This is a genomic window from Vibrio sp. OPT41 (genome assembly GCF_015163595.1).
In the GTDB taxonomy this organism is placed as follows: domain Bacteria; phylum Pseudomonadota; class Gammaproteobacteria; order Enterobacterales; family Vibrionaceae; genus Vibrio; species Vibrio alginolyticus.
In genome coordinates this window covers 804,874-830,049 of record NZ_JADDYH010000014.1, presented here as the reverse complement: position 1 = coordinate 830,049, position 25,176 = coordinate 804,874, and the positions used below count along the sequence as shown (strand labels likewise).

The window sequence follows — 25,176 nt, the reverse complement described above, 5'->3', positions numbered from 1 at the left end:
TTTGTTTCCCAATACTATTTAACCAGCGTAAATTCCTTAGAAAGGTGATGCGCTAAGTATTTAAACATATTGAATACTGCAGTCGTATTTGAAGTTGGTAAACCTTTGTCATCAAGGAAGTATTCACCTTTAAAAACTAAAACACCTTCTTTTTCTTCTACGCTTGTTGCTCGCATTCCCTCGATGTAATCATCGTGCTCTTGGATGATTTGGTTAGCGATCAAAAGAAGGTCGAACTCTTCGATAAACGTTCTATCAGACATATTCTTTCTACCATTCTATTCAGTTAAGAGCGCTGAGTATACCTACAACTAAAATGGGTTTGCATGATTAATTCAGTCAATCGTTCAGTAAGACTAAACAGATCAATTTTTAGAGTATAAGCATGATGCGGAGGAAGATGGCAGAACATTGAACCAAACTATTTTGTGATGGGTAACAAAATTTATTGCATTGGATTAGCGGATGCTAAGTTTGCCTGTTTAGATATGCCGCTCAATACCTTTCAGAACCCTGTCTCTTTGAAGTATAAAGACGATGAATTGTCAACCAATCGGATCTGAATTTCAAAAAAGCAGTTGATCTTCTTTTCATCTCGCACAATAGTAAAAAAAGAAGCAATGAAATAGAACATTATGCGGGTGGCCTTTAAACAAGGTTTCTACCCGCATTATTATGAAGGACGTTAGAGTCAGTTATGGGTAAATCACTCGTTATAGTGGAGTCACCAGCCAAGGCAAAGACGATAAATAAGTACCTTGGTAAAGACTTTATTGTTAAGTCTAGTGTTGGTCATGTGCGTGATCTGCCTACGGCCGGTCAAAGCACTGGTGAGAAAAAAGCCGCAGCCATCTCAACTAAAGGGATGAGTCCGGAAGAGAAAGCGCGCGTTAAAAAAGAGAAAGACCGCAAAGCGTTGATCAAAAAAATGGGGATTAACCCATATCATGACTGGGAAGCGAATTACCAAATCCTTCCAGGCAAAGAAAAAGTTGTCAACGAACTACAAAAACTCGCCAAAGACGCAGATTGCGTTTATCTCGCAACCGATTTGGACCGCGAAGGGGAAGCAATCGCATGGCACCTTCGTGAGATCATCGGTGGCGATGAAGAGCGATACAAACGTGTAGTTTTTAACGAAATTACGAAAAACGCGATCCAACAAGCTTTCCAGACACCTGGCGAGCTGAACATGGATGGTGTAAATGCCCAACAAGCACGTCGCTTCATGGACCGTGTCGTTGGTTTTATGGTTTCACCTTTACTTTGGAAAAAAGTGGCTCGTGGCTTATCTGCTGGTCGAGTGCAGTCTGTTGCGGTGAAATTGTTAGTTGAGCGTGAGCGTGAGATTAACGCGTTTGTACCAGAAGAATTCTGGGACATTCATGCGAATACGAAAACGAAAGACAAAGCGGACTTTAAACTGCTTGTTGCGCAGAAAGACGGTTCTGCGTTTAAGCCAGTTAATGAGGCAGAAACCAAAGCAGCGATGTCTGTACTTGAGAATGCAAGTTACGAAGTATGTAAGCGTGAAGACCGCCCTACAAAGAGCAAGCCTTCAGCACCTTACATCACCTCTACGCTTCAACAGGCAGCGAGTACACGCCTGGGCTACGGCGTGAAAAAGACCATGATGCTAGCTCAGCGCCTCTATGAGGCCGGTTACATCACTTATATGCGTACTGACTCGACTAACCTAAGTGCCGAGGCTGTGGACGCTGTACGTGACTTTATTGGTTCTGAGTTTGGTGATAAGTACCTGCCAGCGAAACCATTGACGTACGGTAGCAAAGAAGGGGCACAGGAAGCGCACGAAGCGATCCGTCCTTCAAATGTGGGTGTTAAGGCGGAAGACCTGCAAGGTGTCGATGCTGATGCGCACAAACTTTACGCTTTGATTTGGAATCAGTTTGTAGCGTGTCAAATGACGCCAGCAGAATACGATTCAACAACCATCAGCGTAAAAGCGGCAGAATACACGCTTAAAGCGAAAGGCCGTATCCTTAAATTTGACGGCTGGACTCGTGTACAGCGTCCAATGGGCAAAAACGAGGATACAATCCTTCCAGCGGTACAACTTGGCGATAAGCTAAGCTTAGAGTCACTTGACCCTAAACAGCACTTTACAAAGCCACCTGCGCGCTACACTGAAGCAGCACTGGTTAAAGAGCTGGAGAAACGAGGCATTGGTCGTCCGTCGACTTACGCATCGATCATTTCTACGATTCAAGATCGTGGCTACGTGAAAGTTGATCAGCGCCGTTTCTACGCTGAAAAAATGGGTGAAATTGTTACTGACCGCCTTGATGACAGCTTTAACGATTTGATGAACTACGACTTTACTGCGCGTATGGAACAGAAATTGGACCAAATCGCTGAAGGTGAAGTGAACTGGAAAGCTGTGTTAGACAACTTCTTTGCTGATTTTACTGGCGATCTTGAAAAAGCGGAGCTGGATGAGTCAGAAGGCGGTATGAAGTTAAATCACATCGTCATGACGGATATCGAGTGTCCGACGTGTAGCCGTCCAATGGGCATCCGTACTGCTTCGACAGGTGTGTTCTTAGGCTGTTCAGGTTACGCGTTACCACCAAAAGAGCGTTGTAAGACAACCATCAACTTGGGTGACGAAGAAGGTATTATTAACGTTCTAGAAGAAGACGTTGAAACCGCAGCTCTTCGTGCTAAAAAGCGTTGTCCGATCTGTGAAACAGCGATGGACGCATACCTGATTGATGACAAGCGTAAGATGCATGTTTGTGGTAATAACCCGAACTGTGAAGGCTACCTTGTTGAATACGGCGAGTTCAAAGTAAAAGGCTACGATGGTCCAGTTGTTGAATGTGACAAATGTGGCTCTGATATGGTGCTTAAGAACGGTCGCTTTGGTAAATACATGGATTGTACGAGCGAAACGTGCAAGAACACTCGTAAGATCTTGAAGAATGGCGAAGTCGCGCCCCCGAAAGAAGATCCTGTTCATTTCCCCGAGTTGCCATGTGAAAACTCAGATGCGTATTTCGTACTTCGTGATGGTGCTTCAGGTCTATTTATGGCGGCAAGCAACTTCCCGAAATCGCGCGAGACACGTGCTCCTTTGGTTGCTGAACTGGCACGTTTTGAAGAGCGTTTACCTGAGAAGTTCAAATACCTAGCGACCGCACCGCAAGAAGATCCTGATGGTCGTCCTGCAGTCGTACGCTTTAGTCGCAAAACAAAAGAGAACTACGTTCGTTCGGAAGAGAATGGCAAACCATCTGGTTGGACAGCGCTCTTTGTTGACGGTAAGTGGGAAGTCACTGATAAGCGTAAAAAAGCGAAAGCATAAAAACGTACGATCTAAGTAATGTAAAAAGGCAGCGATATCGCTGCCTTTTTTGCGTTTTGTTTTTGCGTAAAGGCCACTGTGTTGTTCGTATAGATCTTTGCTGCTTTGACTGAGTTTTGCTGACGCGAGAAGATCCCAGTATCAATATTTCGTAGTCGCTGATGTATTTTTTATGTAAAAAATATTCGTTGTAACTTTCATTTTGCATTCACATATTTGTTATACATTGGGCTAAAAAATCGGCGGTGTAGTGAATCCGTTTGTAAATTGTTTTCACAATGTAATCGTTTGCTTTTCCATGTGTGATCTAGATATCGTCTTGAGTACGCAAGAGCTGTATGGTACACAGAATGGCGTATTAAAAATTGTAATTTAGAACCCGCTTAGATAATTTATTACAAAAATTAGTGCAACTGTGTACATTGTTTGCGTCAAAAAATAAGGAAAGAGTGGACGTTGCATACTGGAAGTGCCGTAGCTTTTTTATCCGTGTTGTAAGAGTTCACAGAAACTCAGAGACGGTTGCTAAATGTATTCGCTTGACTCCCCGAGTATGACTCATTCAAGCGAGTACCAAATCCAAGCTATAACGATATGGAGAACAACAAATGGCTGGTGTTTTGGGAATGATTCTTGCTGGCGGTGAAGGCTCTCGTTTGAGACCTTTAACGGAATCTCGCAGTAAACCTTCGGTACCGTTTGGTGGTAGTTATCGATTGATCGATTTTGCTCTAAACAATTTTGTTAATGCGGATCTGATGCGCATTTACGTCCTAACCCAATTTAAATCTCAATCTTTATTCCATCACTTAAAAAAGGGGTGGAACATCAACGGCATTACAGACCGCTTTATCGATCCTATTCCCGCTCAAATGCGTACTGGTAAACGTTGGTACGAAGGGACGGCGGACGCGATCTATCAAAACCTGCGTTTTATGGAATTAGAGGAACCAGAGCAAGTTTGTATTTTTGGCTCTGACCATATCTATAAGATGGATATCAAACAAATGCTGAACTTCCACTCAGAAAAGAAGGCTTCTCTGACGGTATCTGCATTGCGCATGCCACTAAAAGAGGCGTCGCAATTCGGGGTTATCGAAGTCGATAGTGAAGGTCGTATGATTGGCTTTGAAGAAAAACCAGCAAATCCGAAGTCGATTCCTGGTGATCCTGATTACGCTTTAGTTTCAATGGGTAACTATGTTTTTGAAGCTCAGGTACTGTTCTCAGAGTTGGTCGAAGATGCGGATAATGAAGCTTCATCACATGATTTTGGAAAGGACATCATTCCAAAGATGTTCCCTAGAGGTGATGTGTTCGTGTATGACTTCAGTACCAACAAAATCAGTGGCGAAAAAGAAGAGGTGTACTGGCGTGATGTCGGAACTATTGATGCGTACTGGCAAGCGCATATGGATCTGCTAGAAAAAGATGCACCATTTTCGCTGTACAACCGTAAATGGCCATTGCACACCTACTACCCACCATTACCACCTGCGACATTTACCGACTCTGATAATGGTCGTGTGCAGATAATCGATAGTTTAGTGTGTAATGGCAGCTATGTTAGAGGCTCAAGAATCGAAAAGTCGGTGCTTGGTTTTCGCAGTAATATTGCTTCTGCTTGCGATATCAGCGAATGTATACTTCTTGGTGACGTAAAAATTGGCGAAGGATGTGTTTTACGTCGTGTGATTGTCGACAAGGATGCCGATATTGCTCCTGGTACTCAGATTGGTGTGAATCTTCAAGAAGATAAAAAACACTTCCACGTGTCTGAGGAGGGCATTGTTGTTATTCCGAAAGGAGCTCGAGTTGGCTACTAACAACTTATCTATTCTGTTTGTAGCTTCTGAGGTTGAAGGCCTCATTAAAAGTGGTGGCTTGGCAGATGTTGCCAAGGCACTACCGGAAGCCCTTCAAAACCTACAGCAAGACGTAAGAATTACCATCCCTGCGTACAGCAGTATTGATAAACTCGCAGACGCAGAAGTTGTATTAGAAACAGAATTAACATCATGGCCGCATACGGAGTATCGAGTTTTGCGGCTCATGTTAGGTCAAAATCCTATTTACCTGATTGATTGTCCGCCGTATTTCAATCGACCATCAATGTATGCGGAGAACAACCAAGCGTATACTGATAACGGCGAGCGCTTTGCGTTTTTTAGTGCAGCATGTCTCGATATGTTACCCAAGCTCGCCTTTCAACCTAATATCATACACGCGAACGATTGGCACACAGGTCTTGTTCCATTTTTGCTCAAGCACAGGTATGGCAATGATCCGTTTTTTGCTCATACTAAAAGCGTCATTTCAATTCACAATGCGGTCTTTAAAGGCGTATTTAGTTATGAAGACGTGCAGTGTTTGCCAGAGTTTCATTGTAGAAACGTTCCCGATGCTGCGGTGAGTGCAACGCATATTACGATGCTTAAAGCTGGTGTAATGAATGCAGATAAGATAAACGCGGTTAGCCCTACGTACGCAGAGGAACTAAAAACAGAGCTTGGCAGTCACGGCATGGCTTGGGAGTTTCAGCAACGTGCGCAGGACTTAGTCGGCATCTTGAATGGTTGTGATTACAGCGCTTGGAATCCGGAAACGGATACCTACTTGCCGGTTAATTACTGCGCCGACCAGCAAAGTATGTCGCAAGGGAAGAAAGCTTGTAAAAAAGCATTACAACAACGACTAAATTTGCCCGAAAAAAATGTAGCTATGTTCGGTATGGTTTGTCGGTTGACCCAGCAGAAAGGCGTTCATTACTTGTTGCCTGCTTTGGCCGATTTTTTGAAGCACGATGTTCAGCTAGTTGTCGTTGGGACCGGAGACCCTGTTCTTGCCGCTCAGTTACGAGAGGTTGCCGCGAAGTTTTCTAGCAAATTTGCCTTTGTAGAAGCGTATGACAATGAACTTGCGCATATCGTTGAAGCTGGTTCTGATTTCTTCTTGATGCCTTCTGAGTTTGAACCATGTGGCTTAAACCAAATCTATAGTATGGCTTATGGGACATTACCGATAGTACGCGGTGTTGGTGGCTTAAAGGACAGCGTTAGCGATTATGATGTAAACCCATCTGAAGCAACGGGGTTTGTTTTTTTCGAACCGACACCGCAGGCATTGTTGTTAACGATGCTAAGGGCACTGTTGCTCTACGCTCAAAACGAGCCTGAAGTGAATAAAGTACAGTTGCACGCGATGCAACAAGACTTTTGTTGGCAAAAGGCCGCAGAATCTTATTTGCAGCTTTACCACTCAGCGTTAGTTTGACTTAAAATTGTAACGAAAGGCACCGAATGAGGTGCCTTTATTATCTTGAGTAAGGGGAGTGTGGTAGGATGGCTTTTTACTCAATAGCACGATCTTTTTGATACTCAATATGACCCAGCCGCTACTTTTTCATAAAACCTATTTGCACCCTACTAGTAATGAGTGGGTTGTATTTGTGCACGGTGCTGGTGGTAGCTCTTCTATCTGGTTCAAGCAAATTAAAGCTTACAAGCAACACTTTAACTTATTGCTGATCGATTTAAGAGGTCATGGAAAGTCAAATCAGTTACTTAAAGAGCTCATTGCTAGCCGTTATACCTTTACGGAAGTTACCCAAGATATTTTGAAAGTATTGGATCATTTAAAGATCCAATCCGCTCATTTTGTCGGTATGTCGCTTGGTACTATTATTGTTCGAAACCTTGCTGAATTGTCATCAGAGCGCGTACGTTCGATGGTGCTCGGCGGTGCTGTCACAAGGCTTAACACTCGTTCTCAGATATTGGTGAAATTAGGTAATTTTTGTAAGCATATCCTACCGTACATGTGGCTCTACAAACTGTTCGCTTATATTGTTATGCCTCAAAGAAGCCAACGAGAATCTCGCCACCTTTTTATTCGCGAAGCCAAGAAGCTTTGCCAAAAAGAATTTAAACGTTGGTTTATTCTTGCCGCTGATGTAAATCCGTTAATGAAATATTTTAAAGATCGAGAGTTACCCATTCCGACTCTTTACTTAATGGGCGACAGGGATTACATGTTTATTAAACCTGTCAAAGAAATGGTTGCAGCACATAAGCTCAGCATTCTACGAGAAATCCCGAATTGTGGTCATGTATGCAATGTAGAGCGTCCAGAAGACTTCAATCAACACTCCATCGAGTTTATTAAACAGCAAGCTGTATGTGCTTAAAACTGAGTGCATCCACTGAATAGGAGAGCCGCTATAGCTCTCCTAGTTGATATCCACATTGCCAACATGCACCAAATTGCCCTTCGTTTATTTCATGACATTTTGGGCATTGCCAATCTTGATACTCATGCCTATCGGATTGTTTTCGATATGCTTTTACTATTTCTTCAGCTTTCATCTTTTGTGCCGTGTCAAAAAGCCACACATAAGGATCGGTATCATCACCAAACGGCAGTTCTCCTTTTAAGCCGAAAATACCTTCTCCGCGAACTTCACAGTAAATTTGTTCCACTTTAAGCAGCTCACATACAATGTGTGCTTCTGCTGGGTTTTTAGCGATAAATATTTTCATCAAAATACCCACTTCACCAATTACGAGTTTTGCTGACTTGGTGTCGGCCTTACTTTATTCATAACCCATTTAGTGATGATTGGAAATAGTCCCAATAGCGCAAAAGACGCTAATACTGCGGGTGAAACAATGCCCGATAGGCTTTCAATTGTTGCTAACTGAGTACCTGCATTCAGATATACGGCTGTGCCTGGCAGCATACCTATTTGGCTAGTGAGATAAAATCGACCTACAGACATCGGTGTTAAGCCCATCAGTAAGTTGATTAGAAAGAAAGGGAATACAGGGATTAGACGCAAGGAAAATAGATAAAAAGCTCCGTCTTTTTCGACACCTTGATTAATTGCGTTGAGTTTATTTCCGAATTTGTTTTGTACCCAGTCACGCAATAAGTATCGGCTGCTCAAGAAGGCCAGTGTTGCCCCCATAGTGCTAGCGAAAGAAACCAGTAGCAAGCTTGTCCAAAAACCAAATAAGGCTGCACCAAGTAAGGTGACTACTGCCGCTCCTGGGATAGAAAAAGCGGTAATTGCAATGTAGGTAAAAAAGTAAATCGCAGCCGAGAATACAAAATTCTGATCGATGTATGTAGTTAGTGCTTCTTGTTGGGCTTTTGCATTCTCTAAGGTTAAATACTGGCCAAAGTTAATACCTAAAAAGACGATAGCCGCTAGTAGGATGAGACCTAATATCAGTTTCTTATTCATAATTTTGATTCCAATTTGGGATATATGTAATAAGACAGTAGGAAAACCGAAAAAATTTCACAAAAAAACCGCAGATTAGACTGCGGTTTTACAAGATAGTTTTTAGGCCGACTTTTATTGGAGGCCGTTCATCAACTCATCTCGGCGAGCTTGAGGTACTACACTCCAATGAGTGCCGTTGATAGCACCTTCTAGTGCCCATAGCAACTCAATGTTGACGGTTGCAGAGTGCGTATCTCTTATCGCTTTATAGGCGTTAAGCGCACCTTCCTCTTCAAGCTTCTCTACGGATTCGATGCCGGCTTTTTTTAGCATGCGCTCGGTAGCCAGTCGTAAGTTAGGCAAATCTTTCAAACGGTTAGGCTTTGTACTTGCTTGCTGTTCTTTCTCAAGCTTTGCCTTTTTCAATGATTGATTCGCTACTTCGATTAAGCGTTCGCTTGATTCCCATAAATCGCTGGAAATAGCGTAGTACTTTGTAACGACTGGAAAGCCACGTTTTTTATAAACGTAAGGCTTTAGCCCTTGTTTCTCGAAGTCAGATGAAGTTTTTTGGTCTGCTCTGATATGAAGCTGATTGTTTACCACTAGTGCAAACATTGTTTCATCAGCGAATAGTCCGAAGCCACCAAACATTGAGCGCGACTTGATATTACCAAGTGCCTCAAATAGCTTCATAGAGTCTTTGAGTATCGGTTTATCCATGTTTTGTTATCTCGGTGTAATTAATATTACGCCACCAAAAGTCAGGTCCGAGAGAGTAGCAAACATGCGTAAAAACAATGTCATTACAGAGTAAAGTCATTGCTTACACACTTGCCATCGGTAACCCCGCTACCTTCCATATCGTAATATGGTTCAGGCCGGAGGCTTTGCGTCCCACTCTTTCGAATGGTTTGCCCTGTGCGTGACACAATGAGCATACTTCTTATATTGAATTAACATCACGGTTTAGCGTTAAAAGTGTGATTTCGGTTCAATAAAAATGATAGATTGAATGCTCTATTTTGCATATGGAAAGGTGCAAATTGGCCTTTGAAAAGGAGTTCTTAATATATATTACATTTATATAAAACAGGGAGTTAACGTTAGTCAATTGTTATTAGAGCTGTGTGAAGTATTAGAGAATGCTTAATTTTCCCAAAAAAATAAGCGCCCCTGTAGAGCGCTTATTTAACACGGTTAAATACAGTGAAATTTAGTTCATTTTTTTCACAGTATTTCGAATTACAAGCTCAGGTTGCATTTCGAAAATTCGTTTTTCGTGTTCTTTATCTTTGATACGCTCAAGTAGAATTTCGAATGCATTTTTACCAACACGACGTTTAGGTTGGTGGATAGTCGTTAGCGGTGGAGAGAAGTATTCCGCAAGCTCGATGTTGTCGTAGCCGATCACTGAAATATCTTCAGGAATTTTGATCCCGTTTTGTTGCAAGCGGCTCATTAGGCCTAGAGCCATTGTGTCGTTAAAACAGAATACCGCCGTCGGGCGCTTGTCCATTGCGGTAATTTTATCTGCAACTAATACGGCCGTATCACATTCAAAGTTACCTTCAAGGATCCAGTCTTCATTTACAGCTAGGTTCGCTTCACTCATTGCGCGACGGAAACCTGCAATGCGCTCTTGGCAAGCAAGCTTTTCAAAATGACCGCTTAGACAAGCGATATCCGTATGACCATTGTCAATCAGATGTTTGGTTGCAATGTAGCCACCTTCTTCTGAGTTATCCATGATCTTGTCTGCTTGTGAGCTCTCTGGGCCCCAATCCATGACCACTTTAGGAATGTCCGCATGACGGTCAAGCATCTCTTTTAGTTCTTCGGTTAAGTCAGAACACATCACTAGGATGCCATCAACGCGCTTTTCAGCCAGCATACGAATGTAATCGCGTTGTTTTTCGTAAATCCCGCCTGTGTTACATAAAATCAGAGTATAGCCTTGGCGGTAACAGTAGCTCTCAACGCCATCAATCACTTCTGAGAAAAATAGGTTAGTTGATTGAGTTACTAACATGCCAATCGTACGAGTTGAGTTGCATTTTAGGCTGCGTGCAACGGCACTTGGCGCGTAATTCAGCTCGTCAACGGCTTTCATTACTTTTTCTTGCGTTGCTTCTGCAACGAAACGCGTTTTATTGATAACGTGCGAAACTGTCGTAGTGGAAACGCCGGCTAAGCGAGCAACGTCTTTTATCGTGGCCATAAATGGTGTCCTGTATCGAGCTACTGAAATATGTCGTATTGGATGTACCTGATGCTCTAATGGTTTCACACCTAGCAATATAAAATTGGCGCTAAGTGTCTCGGCAGCGGTTGATCCAAGTGCGACAAAAGGGTGCGTAGCAGCATCGGTCGATGAATTTTATCTTTTTTCTATCTGATGAGAAATTGCCATCAACCTGTTAAGAAAACACAAAAACCGCTATATTTCAGCGGTTTACATATAAATCATATTTAATCGTTTGCGCTCACATTTTAGCCCTATGTGGACTGACTAGCAATGTTTTCAGCACGAGATTTGTGTATTTGAAGTCACATTTTGACTGCTAAATAACCAAGCGTCTTTGCGCTAAGTTAAGGCAAACGAATATTATACCCAAGTTACTTACAATTGGTCACTTTCAGGCATACAGGAAGCCCGATAGGCAGGCTCCCTAAAAATAGGCGGCAATTATTCACCAAGAAGGTAGGCGCTGTCTAGTTTACAAAATGCAACTAATAGTTTCGCGACACTCGAGTAAAATCCAAATTCGTCGAATTTTTTACATTTGTCTGAAAACTGAGGTAACCAAGACATCAATTGTTGCTGGATAAAGTCGTTTTGTTTAACGAAGGCTTCTTCCATGTGTTTTTCTTGTTCAAGCTCGTTTGAGCGGATAATCATGTTCCCGAGAAAGTCGAGCTCAACGGCTAAGTGATCCGCAGGTTCCTTTAGGTTTTCGTCTACTTGAACGCCAAATTCAGCCATCAACTTTTCCATTTCCTCAGCTGGCTTGTCATTCAGTAAACCTGATTCACCAATGTACATGGATGCGTAAGGAAGAGCGCCGTATTTTTCTGTCTTCAAAAACAGTTCACAAAAGTCAGCTGCAAGCTCTAGTTGTGCATCTTCACGATCTTGTAACCGATTCAATGCATCAACTAGGCTATCAACAGCTGGTTTCAGCGACTCATTTTCACCTAAACCTGCGAGAAAACTGCGAATTTCAACACTGTGATAGGCTTCCAATTCTTTCTCTGTTAGTTCTTTTGCGAACAAGCTCGAAAACCACCAGTAAATTTCAGCGCGTTTTTCATTAAAAGCTTTCACTTCTTGCATTTTGGGCTCCTGAATGATGCTTCAAGTCATGCATCACAAAGTCAATTAGGGATATCCCCTAAGTGTAATCAATTAAAATGAATAGCAGTAACTATAATTGTTATGTTTTATGGTCAAAAATGACCGTTTATTAATAGCAATGGGCAAGCTTGTTTTGAATCAATAAAAACGCTAAATCTTGCGTTTTAATGTATCTATGACTAGAAATGTTACTAGTTATGAATAGAATACGTCTTGGATAATAAGAAGACAGAAAAGTGGTGTAAATGAGCTATCACGTATTAGTCGTAGAAGATGATGTTGTAACTCGTAGTAAGCTTGCGGGGTATTTCCAAAATGAGGGCTACCAAGTCAGCGAAGCAGAGAGTGGCGCAGAAATGCGTGAAGTTTTGCAAGCGGGCGATGTAGACCTGATCATGCTGGATATTAACCTGCCTGGTGAAGACGGCCTGATGCTTACTCGTGAGTTACGTAGCCAATCGGATATTGGTATCATATTAGTAACAGGACGCACGGATAGCATTGATAAAATCGTAGGCCTAGAAATGGGTGCTGACGATTATGTGACAAAACCTTTTGAACTGAGAGAGCTGTTAGTTCGCGTTAAAAACTTGCTGTGGCGTATTTCAGCAGCGCGCAGTGGCAGCTCGAAAGCGAATGAAACCAGTGAAGAGCACATTGTGCGCTTTGGGGAGTGGACATTCGACATTCAACGTCGCGCACTTAGCCGCAACGGTGAGCCAGTAAAACTAACTAAAGCAGAGTATGAACTTTTGGTGGCATTATCGTCTTACCCTAACCAGGTGTTAAGTCGTGAGCGTATTTTGAACATGATCAGCCATCGAGTGGATGCGCCGAATGACCGCACCATTGATGTTCTTATTCGACGTATGCGCGCAAAAATGGAGTTCGATCCTAAGAACCCACAGATTTTTGTAACGGTACACGGCGAGGGCTATATGTTTGCTGGTGACTAGTTTGAACATAACTCAATCGTAAAAAGAAAAAGGAGAGCTTCGGCTCTCCTTTTTTGTGGCTTCAAGATAATACTAGTTTGCTTCAACCATTGGTGTTTGGCCGACAGTATCACGCAACCTTTGCCAAATACTGCCCAAGTACTCATGCCAATAAAGCTCTGTTTGTTCTAAGTAACGCGCTTTAGGTGAGTATTTATCCCAAGGTTGACTTATCTCGCTAATAGCTAAGAAGTTGGTCGGGGCTGGGATTGGTTTAATGCCTGCTGCGTTGAACTCATACAATGCACGGCTCATGTGACTCGCAGAAGTGACTAACACAATTTCCTTTTGTTGAACGAATGCAGCCGCTTGACGCGCCTCTTCCCACGTATCTTTCGCATCTTCTAATAAAATGATATCGGATTTCGCGACTCCCAACGCAAGGGCAACGTTCGCCATCATTCGCGCGTGGCTAATTTCAGATCCGCCAGCATAGCCGGATAAGATTAATTTCGCGCCTGGATACATTCTTAAAATACGAATGCCCTCAGTTAAGCGCATTAATGCTGCACGGCTTAACTGCGAGGTGGGTGGAATTTCGTCATCGATAACATGACCATTCCCTAAAACCATCACGTAGTCGATGGTGCCAGAAACTGGCAAAAAGGCTTTATGCTCTCGCTCTAACGGCATAAGAAGCTTGGTTGAAACAGGTTGGAAGGCAACAAGAAAAATGCCAACAAAAGAGAATAGAACAACGAAGCAGCCAGTTTTACGTTTTGTAGTAAAACTAATGAGAGCAAGACCCAACAAGCCTATCAGCAGCAATGCCGGAAGGGGCATAAGCATGGCTGACACTACTTTTTTCAGCTCAAACATACATAAATAGTCCGAAAAAACATCAATTGATAATAAAAATGAGGGTATCCCTCTTTATTCCTGCTTTCCTTGTGCCAGAATAGCGGCACAATCCGTTATGATAACTCAGCAGAAGTGACAGAAGACCGCAATTTCGACGATATCGCCCACAAATTTGCAAAAAATATTTACGGCTCCGATAAAGGGGAGATCCGCCAAATCATTGTGTGGGAAGATTTTCTACAGATTCTAAGTGAATTAGATGCTGACCAGCAACCCCTAGAAGTGTTAGACGCTGGTGGTGGTTTGGCACAAATGTCGCAAAAGCTTGCTAAGCTCGGACATCGAATCGCTTTATGTGATCTATCTTCGGAAATGCTGCAGTTGGCTAAGCAGGATATTGAAAAAAACGGTTTGCTTGAGCAGTATCGCCTGATTCATTCGCCTGTCCAATCCATCGGTGAACATATGGATGTACAGGTCGATCTGGTTATGTTCCACGCTGTGATGGAGTGGCTGGTTGATCCTAAGGCCGCACTTGAAACAGTTCTAGAGCAAGTAAAACCGGGAGGCATCGCATCAGTCATGTTCTACAACCACCACGGTTTAGTCTATAAAAATGTGGTTTGTGGCAACATTCCTCATATTTTAGACGGCATGCCTCACCGGAAAAGATTTAAACTACAGCCACAGAAAGGCCTAAAACCCGAAGAGGTCTATCAATGGATAGAAGATTCTGGTTTTAGTATTTGTGGCAAATCTGGTATTCGTTCCTTCAGTGATTACATAGGCAATATGCAATACATGGGCGATTACGAGTTTGAAGATGTGTTGGCGCTAGAAAAACAACTTTGTCGACAAGAGCCATACCTCTCATTAGGCCGCTACATACACGTGTGGGCTAAGAAGAACGATAAACAGGAATAACGATGAGTGAGATGACTCTCAATGCTGCAGAGCAACCAATCGATGAGTTGGTTGGCTGGGTTAAGCAGCACGATTTCTCGTTGAACCTGACCACTGAGCGATTGGCATTTTTGATTGCTATCGCTGTACTAAGTAATGAAAGGTTCGATGAAGAATTGGGTGAAGGTGAATTGCACGACGCATTTGCCATCGTCACTCGACTTTTTGATGAGACCGGCGAAGCTTCGGCTTTCCGTGCGAACAATGCCATCAACGAGATGGTTAAGCAGCGTCTTATGAGCCGTTTTGTCAGTGAGATTACTGACGGAGCGAGCATTTACCGCTTGTCGCCATTAGCGATAGGAATTACCGACTACTACGTGCGTCATCGCGAGTTCTCGAAACTGCGTCTTTCTATCCAGCTATCGATGGTAGCGGATGAAATGGCAAAAGCGATTGAAGCTGCACAAAAGGGTGGCACTCCGGGCCACTGGAAGAAAAACGTTTACGGAATTTTGAAATATTCTGTAGGCGAGATCTTCGATCAAATCGACCTTAACCAACGTGTGATGGATGAGCAGCAACAGTCTGTTAAACAACAGATTGCTGATCTGCTTAACAAAGACTGGCGTGAAGCGATCAACAACTGTGAAGCGCTACTGTCAGAAACATCAAGCACGTTGCGTGAACTTCAAGATACGCTGCAAGCCGCCAGTGATGAACTGCAAACTCAGATCCTCGATATTCAAGAAATTGTTTACGGTGACCCTGAGCTGGAGTTTATCGAAGAAGCCTTGTTTGGTCTGCAAATGAAGCTGGACCGAATCACAAGCTGGGGCCAGCAAGCTATCGACCTTTGGATTGGTTACGACCGACACGTGCACAAGTTTATCCGTACTGCAATCGATATGGATAAGAATCGTGCGTTTAGCTCGCGTCTGCGTCAATCTGTCAAAGATTACTTCGATGCGCCTTGGTATCTGACTTATGCAGATGCGGAGAGGCTTTCCGACCTTCGTGATGAGGCCCTAGTACTGCGTGATGACGAGGTCACGGGTCAAGTTCCGATGGAAGTAGAATACGAAGAGTTTCAACAAGTCAATGATGAGTTGGCAGAGCGAATTGGTGACATGCTGAAAGCGCATAAAGATCAAGGCACACCAATCGATTTGAGTGTGGTACTGCGAGATTACCTTGCACAGCACCCTTACACTCATCATTTTGATTTAGCTCGCATTATCGTCGATCAAGCTGTACGTCTAGGGTATTCAGAATCGGATTACCAAGCGATTCAACCAGACTGGAAAGCAATCAACGAATTTGGGGCAAAGGTACAAGCGAATGTCATCGACCGATACTAATGAATACATGTCAGAGAATCTGGCAAAAGCAATTTCTAACCCTCTGTTCCCAGCGCTAGACAGCATGCTTCGAGCAGGGCGTCATATCTCAAGTGAAGATCTAGACAATCACGCGTTGTTGTCGGATTTCGAACTTGAGCTTTCTTCTTTCTACCAACGCTACAACACCGAATTGGTGAAAGCGCCAGAAGGTTTCTTCTACCTTCGTCCTCGTTCAACGTCTCTGATTGGCCGTAGTGTTCTTTCTGAACTGGATATGCTGGTGGGTAAGGTACTGTGTTTCCTTTACCTAAGCCCAGAGCGTCTTGCGCACGAAGGCATCTTCACTAACCAAGAGCTGTACGACGAACTGCTTGCTCTAGCAGATGAAAATAAGCTGATGAAGCTAGTGACGAACCGTGCTACCGGTTCTGACCTTGATAAAGAAAAGCTGTTTGAAAAAGTACGTACGTCACTTCGTCGTCTGCGTCGCCTAGGCATGATCATCAACATCGGTGAAACCGGTAAATTCAGCATCAGTGAAGCGGTATTCCGCTTTGGTGCCGATGTACGTATTGGCGATGACATGCGTGAAGCGCAGCTGCGTCTGATCCGTGATGGTGAAGCAGTAGTGCACACCAAAGAGCCAAGCCAAGGCAGCTTATTGTCTGAAGAAGATCAAGACGACCAAGCCCAAGAAGAAACAACAGAAGAGGGTGAAGCATGAGCATGATTGAACGCGGTAAATACCAATCGCTGACCATGGTCAACTGGAACGGCTTCTTTGCCCGTACGTTTGACATCGATGGTCTGGTCACCACGCTATCAGGTGGTAACGGTGCAGGTAAATCAACCACAATGGCGGCGTTCATCACCGCATTGATTCCTGACCAAACGCTACTGCACTTCCGTAACACGACAGAAGCAGGCAGCAGCCAATCGTCTCGCGACAAAGGTCTGTACGGTAAGCTACAGCCGGGCGCGTGTTATGCGGCGCTTGACGTGGTGAACTCACGTAACCAACGCCTATTGTTCGCAGTAAAACTGCAGCAAGTTGCAGGTCGTGATAAGAAAGTAGACATCAAACCGTTTGTTATCCAAGGTCTTCCAAGCCATGTGAAACCAACAGATATCTTGGTTGAAAGCGTATCTGCGACTCAAGCTCGTGTACGTCAAATCAATGAAGTAAAAGAATCAATCGCAGAATTTGAAGGCGTTCAATTTAAAGCCTTCTCTTCTATCGTGGATTACCACGCACAAATGTTTGAATTCGGTGTGATTCCGAAGAAACTGCGTAACTCTGGTGACCGTTCTAAATTCTACCGCCTGATCGAAGCATCGCTTTACGGTGGTATCTCAAGTGCGATTACCCGTTCGCTACGTGACTACCTTCTGCCACAAAACGGCGGCGTGAAGAAAGCGTTCCAAGATATGGAATCGGCGCTGCGTGAAAACCGCATGACGCTAGAAGCGATCAAAACCACGCAAGCAGACCGTGACTTGTTCAAACATTTGATTACAGAGTCGACCAACTACGTGGCAGCGGACTATATGCGCCATGCCAACGAGCGCCGTAAAAAACTAGAACAGACATTGTCTTTGCGTTCAGAGTTATTTGGTTCTCGCGAGACCTTGATTGAGCAAAACAATCTGCTTAACCGCGTTCAAGAAGAGCTGGAACTGCTGATCGAATCCGAATCTTCTTTAGAGCAAGACTACCAAGCGGCTTCTGATCACTTGCAACTGGTGCAAAACGCGCTGCGTCAGCAAGAGAAGATCGAACGCTACCAAGAAGATCTTGAAGAGCTGAGCGAGCGTCTTGAAGAACAAATGATGGTAGTGGAAGAAGCGCAAGAACGCGTGATGATGGCTGAAGAGCAAGCTACCGTTGCAGAAGAAGAGGTGGATAGCCTTAAGACGCAACTTGCTGATTACCAGCAAGCTCTTGACGTTCAGCAAACTCGCGCCCTTCAATATCAACAAGCAGTTCAAGCGCTGGAGAAAGCGAAGAAGCTACTTGGCGATGACAGCCTAACGGCGGAATCGGCTCAAGCGCTTGTCTCTGAGCTTAAGAGCAAAGAATCAGAAAACACCAATGCGTTGCTATCGGTTAAGCACAAACTGGACATGTCCTCTGCAGCGGCAGAGCAGTTTGAAACCGCGCTTAAACTGGTACAAAGCATCGTTGGTCAAGTTGAGCGCAAAGACGCGTCTGAACATGCGAAAACTGCAATCGCGAAAGCGCGTGAGTCACAACAAATCGCACAAAACGAACAGCAATGGCGAGCACAACACCGTGATCTCGAACGCAGCCTTAACCAGCAGCGTCAAGCACGTGAACTGGTTGCTGAATACAAAAAGCAATATCACGTTGAACTAACCGATGAGGTTACGTTTGAACAAGAACGTGAACGTCATGCGACGCAAATCGAATCACTAGAGATAGCTCAAGAAGAAGTTCGTGATCAGCGTGGTGAACAGCGCCGTCTAGAGCAAAACGCGGTGGCAGAAATCAGTAAGCTTGAAGCAATAGCACCAGCTTGGATCGCGGCGAACGATGCGCTAGAGAAACTGAGAGAGCAGAGCGGTGAAGAGCTTGAGGATCGCCATGCGGTAATGAACCACATGCAAGTTGTCCTTGAACAAGAAAGGGAGCTGTCTTTAGCTAAAGATAAGCTTGCTGAGCGCCGTAGCCAGCTAGACTCTGAGATTGAGCGTCTTGCTTCTCCTGGTGGTTCAAATGACCCTCGCCTGAAAGGTTTGGCAGATACGCTGGGCGGTGTATTGCTGTCTGAGATCTACGATGACATCACGATTGATGACGCGCCTTATTTCAGTGCGATGTACGGTCCGGCTCGTCACGCTATCGTTGTTTCTGACTTGTCAGGCATCGAAGAGAAACTGGTAGAGCTAGACGACTGTCCAGAAGACTTGTACATCATTGAAGGTGACATCGATGCCTTTGATGACAGCTCGTTCGATGCAGAAGAGTTAGAGGGCGCGGTTTGCGTTCGTATGAACGATCGCCAAATGCGTTACTCTCGCTTGCCTGAGATCCCATTGTTTGGCCGTGCGGCACGTGAGCAGCGTCTAGAGTTGCTGCGTAACGAACGAGAAGAAGTGGTAGAGAAACACGCAAAAGCGGCGTTTGATTCTCAGAAAATGCAGCGCTTGTACCAAGCGTTTAACCTATTTGTGTCTAACCACATTCAGGTTGCTTTTGACGCCGATCCAGAACAAGCACTGGCAACTATTCGTGATAAGCGTAACCAAATTGCTCGCGTGTTGGCGGATCTGGATGCGAAAGAGCAACAACAACGTTCTCAGCTTCAAACCAGCAAGCAAGCGTTGTCTTCTCTGGACAAGCTAGCGTCACACATGGTGCTTGTTGAAGATGAGTCATTGCAAGCGCGTTTTGATGAGCTAGAAGAGAAAATCGCTCAGCTTGCAGAGGCGAAGAACTTCTTAAGCAACCATGCAAAAGCCGTCGCGCAATTAGAGAATATTGCGTCTGCGCTTGATGCTGACCCAGAGCAATTCGACGCGCTAGAAGCAGAATACAAAGCGGCAGACGAACAGCTACAAGATCTTAAGAAGCAAATCTTTGCACTCTCAGATCTCGTTGAGCGTCGCCACTACTTCGCTTACTCAGATTCAGTAGACCTACTGAACAAGAGCAGCGAACTGAGCGAGCAGCTAAAAGCAAAACTGGTTCAAGCTGAACAAATGCGTACACGCTCTCGTGAAGAGTTGAAACAGTCGCAAGGCCAAATGAACCAATACAACCAAGTATTGGCGTCATTGAAGAGTTCACACCAAGCGAAACTGGAAACGGTTCAAGAGTTCAAACAAGAACTTCAAGAGTTTGGCGTGAACGCGGACGAAGGTGCTGAAGAACGTGCAATGCGTCGTCGTGATGAATTGCATGAGCGTCTACACACGTCTCGTAGCCGTAAGAGCGAATACGAGCGCACAATCACCTCTACTGAACTAGAGATGAAAGGCTTGGCGAAACGTCTGAAGAAAGTTCAGAAAGAATACGTTGAGCTACGTACCTTTGTGGTTGCAGCGAAAGCTGGCTGGTGCTCTGTACTTCGTCTGGCGCGCGAGAACGATGTTGAACGTCGTCTACACAAGCGTGAACTGGCTTACATGTCAGCGGATGAACTGCGTTCGATGTCGGATAAATCACTGGGTGCGCTGCGTCTAGCGGTTGCGAACAATGACGACCTGCGTGATGCGCTGCGTCTATCAGAAGACAACGCTCGCCCAGAGCGTAAAGTTCTGTTCTATATTGCTGTATACCAACACCTTCGTGAGCGTATTCGTCAGGATATCATCCGTACTGATGACCCAGTTGAAGCAATCGAAGAGATGGAAGTCGAGCTGGCGCGTCTAACGGAAGAGCTAACGCAACGTGAAAACCGTCTAGCGATCAGCTCTGAGTCGGTAGCGAGCATCATCAAGAAGACGATTCAGCGTGAGCAAAACCGTATTCGTATGCTGAATCAAGGCTTGTCGAACATTTCGTTTGGTCAGGTGAAGGGCGTACGTCTAAACGTGAAGATCCGCGAAAGTCACGAAGTGCTACTGAACGGTCTAGCGACACAACAAGAGCAGCACAAAGACCTGTTTGAATCGACTCGCTTTACTTTCTCCGAAGCAATGGCGAAGCTGTTCCAACGTGTGAACCCACATATCGATATGGGTCAACGTTCTCCTCAGGTTTTGGGTGAAGAGCTACTGGATTACCGTAACTACCTAGAGCTAAGTGTAGAAGTGAACCGTGGTACAGATGGTTGGCTACAGGCTGAGTCTGGCGCGCTATCAACAGGTGAGGCGATCGGTACTGGTCAGTCAATCCTACTGATGGTTGTTCAAAGCTGGGAAGAAGAATCACGCCGCCTGCGCAGTAAAGACATTGTGCCTTGTCGTCTGCTGTTCTTAGATGAAGCAGCGCGTCTGGATGCGAAATCGATCGCGACATTGTTCGAATTATGTGACCGTCTGGATATGCAGCTTCTTATCGCGGCACCAGAAAACATCAGCCCAGAGAAAGGTACGACCTACAAACTGGTACGTAAGGTGTTTAAAGACCACGAACACGTACACGTAGTGGGTCTGCGCGGTTTTGGTCAAACGGATAAGCCTAAGACCGAAGCACAAGAGATGATTGAAGAGTTTGAATCGTAAACTTCGAATCTAACAAAACGCCCGCAATGAATGCGGGCGTTTTTGTATCTGTTTACGAGGCAGGCTTCGAAATACATAAGATAAGCCGAGACTGTAGGACGGCAGTCTCGGCTTATTAACGGAACTTAATGAGGAAGCGACGTTTATTCCTCTGGAATATCGTCCCTGACTTCGATCATTTCAGCAAGCTCTTCGAGTGCTTGGACAGAAAGCTCAGACAAGCGTTGTAGGTGTTGGTCTAAGCTCTCTTGTTCTTCAAGCTCTGGTTCATCATTATTTGTTTCTTTTATTAGCATTTCCCAACCTCTCAAGTTGAGTAAGGGGAGCTCTCATCATACTCAAAAGGCAAAGTAGAAAAGAAACGATCTATGTTGATTTTGTTAGCTCGATCATTGATTCAACTTATATATGAGAAGGATGTGTTTAATAAGGAGAGCAAGTGCAAGGTTTTTGGATGCGGGAACAAAAACGCCAGTAATCATGACAATTACTGGCGAGTAATAACGAACATTATGTCGGAGGGTTAGAACAACGGCTTCACACCGAACTGCTCTGCCGCGTAAGCGACGCGTTCAATCGGTTTTGGATACTCAGCAGGTGTGCCAAGGCTCTCTATGTGTTTCAAACGAGGAAGCAAGCCTGCACCATTAGCGATTTGGATTGCCAGACCAGGGCGAGCGTTAAGCTCTAAAACCATAGGTCCTTCATCTTTATCCAGCACCATATCCGTACCCATGTATCCCAAACCTGTCATTTCCCAGGCACTTGACGCAAGCTCCAGCAAGCGCTCCCAATGCGGTACTTGAAGGGTCGAAAGGTCTTTACCTGTATCAGGGTGATGAGTCACTGGATGATCGAACTGCACCGCTCTGACGGCTTTACCTGTCGCGATGTCAATGCCTACTCCTACCGCACCTTGGTGAAGGTTTGCTTTGCCGTCGGAAGCCGCTGTAGAGCAGCGCATCATCGCCATTACTGGATAACCTTTAAATACGATGATCCGAACATCTGGTACGCCTTCATAACTGAAGCCATCAAAACAGTCATCAAACTTGATTAAGTTTTCAACCACAGCAACGTCATTTTTACCACCAAGAGAGAAAAGGCCAGCTAGCGCATTACTAATGTGACGCTCGACCTCATCCCTACCAATTGTAGAGCCGGAGGGTTTGGTATATACCCCGTTTTTGTGAGACGTAACAACCAGAATGCCTTTACCGCCACTACCTTGTGCAGGTTTGATTACAAAACCAGGCCAGTTCTCAACCATTTTGTGGATAGTCTTAACTTCAGCTTGGTTATGAATGACACCGATCAGGGCAGGAACTGTTGCTCCTGCTGCCTGTGCAATAATTTTGGTCTTTAGCTTGTCATCGACAAGTGGGTATTTAGAACGATCATTGTAACGGCCAATATAGCTGTGGTTACGCTTGTTCATCCCCATAATGCCTTTATGGCGAAGCTTAGACGGCGAAGTAAAACTTTCGAACATCGTTTAGTCCTCCGCTAGTGGTTTGAAGCGTCGTAGCTCAGTGAGGCGGTAACCTGTGTAAGTACCTAGTAATAGAATACCGGCCAGAACAATCAACTGTAGACCAATGAAGTTAAAGGTTAAGTGTTGAATGTATGAGTTCGTCATTGCAAGATAAACTAATACCGCTGTCAGCAATGAACCACCACCTTGCAGAGCAACTTCCTTCGCACCTTCTTCTTCCCATAGGATTGACATACGTTCAATCGTCCAAGACAAGATGATCATAGGGAAGAAGGTAATTGTTAGGCCTTCCGTTAAGCCCATCTTAAACGCAACAACGGTGAACACCGAGATGATCATGATAACGGTAATAATGACCGCAGATATCCTTGCTACCAGCAATAAGTTCAACCTAGACAAATAGCTTCGAATAATCAGGCCTGTACCTACAATTAGCAAGAAACCGACAATACCCGTTAATAGTTGAGTTTGAACAAAAGCAACGGCAATCAACACAGGCATGAAGGTACCGGATGTTTTCAGGCCGATAATCACACGCAAGAACACAACGATCAGAGCACCAATAGGGATGAGCATGATGGTTTTGAACATCGCTTGCTCTTCCAAAGGTAAGCTATGAATTGAAATATTCAGTAATCCATCTGCTTCTATTTTGTTGTTTGTAGCTTGTTGTGGTGTCATTTCTTGCTTAATCATCGAGAAATGCACTTGGCTATTTTTACCACCAACAAGGTCAAGTAAGGATACGTTTGATTCATCCCACACTAACAAGTTGGGTTTCACTGCTTTTTGTTCGGATTTTGGCGAAAACAGTACCCAATCTTTACCTGACCAAACCTGAACCATTGGTTGAATTGTTTGGCGTCGACGACCATCTTCTAGTTCGATAACACCGACGGTTTTGCTTTGTATACCTGCGGTAAGCAAAATATTATGCAGTGCATCAGTACGGCTGAAATCGTTCAGTAGTAGCGACGAGTTTTGGCTATCTGGGTCATTAAGCGCTTTGATAAGCTCACGAGTAAACGTCACATTATCGGCTGAGCGACTCATCGCACGTTCGATAAGGGCATTTGCCGCTGCTGCTTGTGGTGCTGATAGCGTTGGTGGCGTAATGTCTTCCGTTGGCGGTAAAGGAGTGACTTTAGCCTGAGGGTCTACTAAGAACTGGGCTTTGTAGTATATGGTTTGTGGCCCTTGAGCTTGGCGAATTGACCATTCTGCACGACGGCCTGAATCGTCATTGATGTAGGAAACGCCATAACCTGATGAGGAAGCAGATTCACCGATAAGTGTGTAACCACTTTGTGTATGAGGTGCTGCAAGTGACGCTTTTACTTCGTTGCCGTTAGCATTGAACTCAATACGAGCTTCTACATCCCATACCTGGCGAGTTTCGCCTGGCGTCCAAGGCACGCCGTAGTTTTCATGTCTGAAAACACTCAGAGCAATGCCCGCAATCACCAATAAGATGATAGAAAGGTAAAACGGTATTTTTGACGTCATAATCTACCTTATTATTTTTTATCTTCGTCCGTTTGGATATAGGTACGACTTACATCGACAAGTGCTATGTCGCGCATAAATTCTCTACCCAGTAAAATAGGATGGTTCATATGTGAGCGATCTGCCAACGTAAATTGCGCTTTTTCATGAATTTTTCCAACGCGCACCCAAAGTTCTACCACAGCGCGGCGTTCTAACTCTTCACTGGTAACCTGGCGGATTTTGACGTAGCGAATGACAGGAGCTTCGATCCAAGTACTTTTCTCTTCTTCGGATTTACTGGTGTCTGCTAAGTGGAATCGGACCCATTTTTTGCCATTTCTTTCGAACTCTTCAATATCAACGGCATTTAAAGACGACGTCGCGGCACCAGTGTCGATACGTGCATCAAAAGTTTGCTTAATCGACTCTACAGTGACCTTTTCGATAGAGCCAAGGACAATATCGTGAGTTGGGGTTGGTTCCACAGGAGCGGGAGATTGGACAATAATCGGCTCTTTCGGTTTTTTTACTTCTGCCATTGCTTCATCGCGAAATGTAAGAAGTTCAACCTGTAGTTTATCGACTTGTTCTTCAAGGCTGTCGATATAGTCCGATTGGTTGCTGAGCTGTAGCTCTAGGTTGGTAATGCGATTATTGACATTCGCTTCTGAATTTTGAATCGCCGCTAACGTTTCTTGGTGGTACTGTTCGCCTTTGGTTAGTGAGCATCCAGATAGTAAGGCGATGGCAACAATCGGGGTCAATCGTAATAACATTGAAAACCTTGGGATTGGATTAAGTTGTTTATTTTTTAGGAGTTTAGCTTATATCGATAAAGCCTCACAAGTAAGAATGTTTCTCTATTACTTATTGTTTGAGGAATAGTGATGAAAAGCCAAAAATCAAGGACATAAAAGCGCATCCTTATTTAGAGCGTGCTTATATTTTGACGTGAAAAATGGATTCAAAAATCAAACTCGCTCATTACGAGGAAAGAGGGTAATGTCTTAACTCGTAAAATGAGTTAAGACAATGTCAGGAATCTCAG

Annotated in this window: 20 protein-coding genes and 1 riboswitch; of the genes, 9 read left to right on the top strand and 11 right to left on the bottom strand. The window is 44.4% G+C overall.

The genetic code is table 11. From position 1 onward, the window contains the following. Nucleotides 1-14 precede the first annotated feature (14 nt). Entirely contained in the window at nucleotides 15-263 is a 249-nt protein-coding gene (locus IQP38_RS07345; RefSeq protein WP_005387884.1) for a YciN family protein, read from the bottom strand. 434 nt (nucleotides 264-697) lie between these two features. On the opposite strand from IQP38_RS07345, the gene topA reads away from it, so the two are divergent. From topA to IQP38_RS07325, 4 genes are all read left to right on the top strand, one after another. Beyond that, complete coding sequence (topA, locus tag IQP38_RS07340; RefSeq protein WP_005378351.1) at nucleotides 698-3,328, top strand: type I DNA topoisomerase; 2,631 nt, start codon at nucleotides 698-700, stop codon at nucleotides 3,326-3,328. Between the two features lie 608 nt (nucleotides 3,329-3,936). Then, nucleotides 3,937-5,154, top strand: a complete 1,218-nt coding sequence (glgC, locus tag IQP38_RS07335; RefSeq protein WP_005378352.1) for a glucose-1-phosphate adenylyltransferase — start codon at nucleotides 3,937-3,939, stop codon at nucleotides 5,152-5,154. After that, nucleotides 5,144-6,601, top strand: a complete 1,458-nt coding sequence (gene glgA, locus IQP38_RS07330) for a glycogen synthase GlgA (RefSeq protein ID WP_193837457.1) — start codon at nucleotides 5,144-5,146, stop codon at nucleotides 6,599-6,601. The genes glgC and glgA overlap by 11 nt, the downstream gene beginning before the upstream one ends. Nucleotides 6,602-6,710: 109 nt before the next feature. Beyond that, a complete protein-coding gene (locus tag IQP38_RS07325) occupies nucleotides 6,711-7,514 on the top strand; it encodes an alpha/beta fold hydrolase (protein WP_017820032.1) in 804 nt (267 codons plus the stop codon). Nucleotides 7,515-7,545: 31 nt separating this feature from the next. Here the strand turns inward: IQP38_RS07325 and IQP38_RS07320 are convergent, their stop codons facing one another. The 5 genes from IQP38_RS07320 to torD form a co-directional block, all read right to left on the bottom strand. Further along, nucleotides 7,546-7,866 (bottom strand): DUF2007 domain-containing protein, encoded by a 321-nt coding sequence (locus IQP38_RS07320; protein WP_017820033.1) that lies wholly within the window; start codon nucleotides 7,864-7,866, stop codon nucleotides 7,546-7,548. Between the two features lie 20 nt (nucleotides 7,867-7,886). Then, nucleotides 7,887-8,573, bottom strand: a complete 687-nt coding sequence (locus IQP38_RS07315) for a TVP38/TMEM64 family protein (protein ID WP_005378366.1) — start codon at nucleotides 8,571-8,573, stop codon at nucleotides 7,887-7,889. A 114-nt stretch (nucleotides 8,574-8,687) separates the two neighbouring features. Next, complete coding sequence (locus IQP38_RS07310) at nucleotides 8,688-9,278, bottom strand: TfoX/Sxy family DNA transformation protein (RefSeq protein ID WP_005378367.1); 591 nt, start codon at nucleotides 9,276-9,278, stop codon at nucleotides 8,688-8,690. 116 nt (nucleotides 9,279-9,394) lie between these two features. Next, a riboswitch (cyclic di-GMP riboswitch) is annotated at nucleotides 9,395-9,484 on the bottom strand. Nucleotides 9,485-9,771: 287 nt separating this feature from the next. Next, nucleotides 9,772-10,776 carry an HTH-type transcriptional repressor PurR gene (gene purR, locus IQP38_RS07305; protein ID WP_005378368.1) on the bottom strand — a complete coding sequence of 335 codons (1,005 nt, stop codon included), beginning with the start codon at nucleotides 10,774-10,776 and terminating at the stop codon, nucleotides 9,772-9,774. 468 nt (nucleotides 10,777-11,244) lie between these two features. Further along, nucleotides 11,245-11,892, bottom strand: a complete 648-nt coding sequence (torD, locus tag IQP38_RS07300) for a molecular chaperone TorD (protein WP_005378369.1) — start codon at nucleotides 11,890-11,892, stop codon at nucleotides 11,245-11,247. Between the two features lie 266 nt (nucleotides 11,893-12,158). Here torD and torR point away from each other — a divergent pair, with 266 nt between their 5' ends. Continuing rightward, nucleotides 12,159-12,869, top strand: coding sequence for a two-component system response regulator TorR (torR, locus tag IQP38_RS07295; protein WP_005378370.1), 711 nt, complete (start codon nucleotides 12,159-12,161; stop codon nucleotides 12,867-12,869). A gap of 72 nt (nucleotides 12,870-12,941) precedes the next feature. Here the strand turns inward: torR and elyC are convergent, their stop codons facing one another. Continuing rightward, on the bottom strand, nucleotides 12,942-13,727 hold the full coding sequence (gene elyC, locus IQP38_RS07290) for an envelope biogenesis factor ElyC (protein ID WP_005387893.1): 786 nt from the start codon (nucleotides 13,725-13,727) through the stop codon (nucleotides 12,942-12,944). A gap of 114 nt (nucleotides 13,728-13,841) precedes the next feature. Here elyC and cmoM point away from each other — a divergent pair, with 114 nt between their 5' ends. The 4 genes from cmoM to mukB are packed head-to-tail and all read left to right on the top strand — an operon-like array spanning nucleotide 13,842 to nucleotide 21,145. Beyond that, nucleotides 13,842-14,633 carry a tRNA uridine 5-oxyacetic acid(34) methyltransferase CmoM gene (gene cmoM / locus IQP38_RS07285; protein WP_033905340.1) on the top strand — a complete coding sequence of 264 codons (792 nt, stop codon included), beginning with the start codon at nucleotides 13,842-13,844 and terminating at the stop codon, nucleotides 14,631-14,633. Nucleotides 14,634-14,635: 2 nt separating this feature from the next. Further along, nucleotides 14,636-15,973 carry a chromosome partition protein MukF gene (gene mukF / locus IQP38_RS07280; RefSeq protein WP_005378378.1) on the top strand — a complete coding sequence of 446 codons (1,338 nt, stop codon included), beginning with the start codon at nucleotides 14,636-14,638 and terminating at the stop codon, nucleotides 15,971-15,973. After that, nucleotides 15,954-16,679 (top strand): chromosome partition protein MukE, encoded by a 726-nt coding sequence (gene mukE / locus IQP38_RS07275; RefSeq protein ID WP_005378379.1) that lies wholly within the window; start codon nucleotides 15,954-15,956, stop codon nucleotides 16,677-16,679. Before mukF ends, mukE begins: the two co-directional genes overlap by 20 nt. 2 nt (nucleotides 16,680-16,681) lie before the next feature. Continuing rightward, on the top strand, nucleotides 16,682-21,145 hold the full coding sequence (gene mukB, locus IQP38_RS07270; protein WP_193837473.1) for a chromosome partition protein MukB: 4,464 nt from the start codon (nucleotides 16,682-16,684) through the stop codon (nucleotides 21,143-21,145). Nucleotides 21,146-21,288: 143 nt separating this feature from the next. Here mukB and IQP38_RS07265 read toward each other — a convergent pair whose 3' ends face one another. The 4 genes from IQP38_RS07265 to IQP38_RS07250 form a co-directional block, all read right to left on the bottom strand. Beyond that, nucleotides 21,289-21,441 (bottom strand): hypothetical protein, encoded by a 153-nt coding sequence (locus IQP38_RS07265; protein WP_005378381.1) that lies wholly within the window; start codon nucleotides 21,439-21,441, stop codon nucleotides 21,289-21,291. Between the two features lie 227 nt (nucleotides 21,442-21,668). Further along, nucleotides 21,669-22,637, bottom strand: coding sequence for an alpha-L-glutamate ligase-like protein (locus IQP38_RS07260; protein ID WP_005378387.1), 969 nt, complete (start codon nucleotides 22,635-22,637; stop codon nucleotides 21,669-21,671). Between the two features lie 3 nt (nucleotides 22,638-22,640). Continuing rightward, nucleotides 22,641-24,146, bottom strand: a complete 1,506-nt coding sequence (locus IQP38_RS07255) for an inactive transglutaminase family protein (protein WP_005378389.1) — start codon at nucleotides 24,144-24,146, stop codon at nucleotides 22,641-22,643. A gap of 11 nt (nucleotides 24,147-24,157) precedes the next feature. Then, nucleotides 24,158-24,904, bottom strand: a complete 747-nt coding sequence (locus tag IQP38_RS07250; protein WP_005378391.1) for an ATP-dependent zinc protease — start codon at nucleotides 24,902-24,904, stop codon at nucleotides 24,158-24,160. Between the last annotated feature and the right edge of the window lie 272 nt (nucleotides 24,905-25,176).

Excerpts from the sequence above, each read along its gene's own strand:
- topA (WP_005378351.1), top strand. The coding sequence starts at position 698 with ATGGGTAAATCACTCGTTATAGTGGAGTCACCAGCCAAGGCAAAGACG.
- elyC (WP_005387893.1), bottom strand. The coding sequence starts at position 13,727 with ATGTTTGAGCTGAAAAAAGTAGTGTCAGCCATGCTTATGCCCCTTCCG.
- purR (WP_005378368.1), bottom strand. The coding sequence starts at position 10,776 with ATGGCCACGATAAAAGACGTTGCTCGCTTAGCCGGCGTTTCCACTACG.
- torR (WP_005378370.1), top strand. The coding sequence starts at position 12,159 with ATGAGCTATCACGTATTAGTCGTAGAAGATGATGTTGTAACTCGTAGT.
- mukB (WP_193837473.1), top strand. The coding sequence starts at position 16,682 with ATGATTGAACGCGGTAAATACCAATCGCTGACCATGGTCAACTGGAAC.
- IQP38_RS07345 (WP_005387884.1), bottom strand. The coding sequence starts at position 263 with ATGTCTGATAGAACGTTTATCGAAGAGTTCGACCTTCTTTTGATCGCT.
- IQP38_RS07310 (WP_005378367.1), bottom strand. The coding sequence starts at position 9,278 with ATGGATAAACCGATACTCAAAGACTCTATGAAGCTATTTGAGGCACTT.
- mukF (WP_005378378.1), top strand. The coding sequence starts at position 14,636 with ATGAGTGAGATGACTCTCAATGCTGCAGAGCAACCAATCGATGAGTTG.
- IQP38_RS07265 (WP_005378381.1), bottom strand. The coding sequence starts at position 21,441 with ATGCTAATAAAAGAAACAAATAATGATGAACCAGAGCTTGAAGAACAA.
- IQP38_RS07250 (WP_005378391.1), bottom strand. The coding sequence starts at position 24,904 with ATGTTATTACGATTGACCCCGATTGTTGCCATCGCCTTACTATCTGGA.
- glgC (WP_005378352.1), top strand. The coding sequence starts at position 3,937 with ATGGCTGGTGTTTTGGGAATGATTCTTGCTGGCGGTGAAGGCTCTCGT.
- mukE (WP_005378379.1), top strand. The coding sequence starts at position 15,954 with ATGTCATCGACCGATACTAATGAATACATGTCAGAGAATCTGGCAAAA.
- IQP38_RS07260 (WP_005378387.1), bottom strand. The coding sequence starts at position 22,637 with ATGTTCGAAAGTTTTACTTCGCCGTCTAAGCTTCGCCATAAAGGCATT.
- IQP38_RS07320 (WP_017820033.1), bottom strand. The coding sequence starts at position 7,866 with ATGAAAATATTTATCGCTAAAAACCCAGCAGAAGCACACATTGTATGT.
- IQP38_RS07315 (WP_005378366.1), bottom strand. The coding sequence starts at position 8,573 with ATGAATAAGAAACTGATATTAGGTCTCATCCTACTAGCGGCTATCGTC.
- IQP38_RS07255 (WP_005378389.1), bottom strand. The coding sequence starts at position 24,146 with ATGACGTCAAAAATACCGTTTTACCTTTCTATCATCTTATTGGTGATT.
- torD (WP_005378369.1), bottom strand. The coding sequence starts at position 11,892 with ATGCAAGAAGTGAAAGCTTTTAATGAAAAACGCGCTGAAATTTACTGG.
- IQP38_RS07325 (WP_017820032.1), top strand. The coding sequence starts at position 6,711 with ATGACCCAGCCGCTACTTTTTCATAAAACCTATTTGCACCCTACTAGT.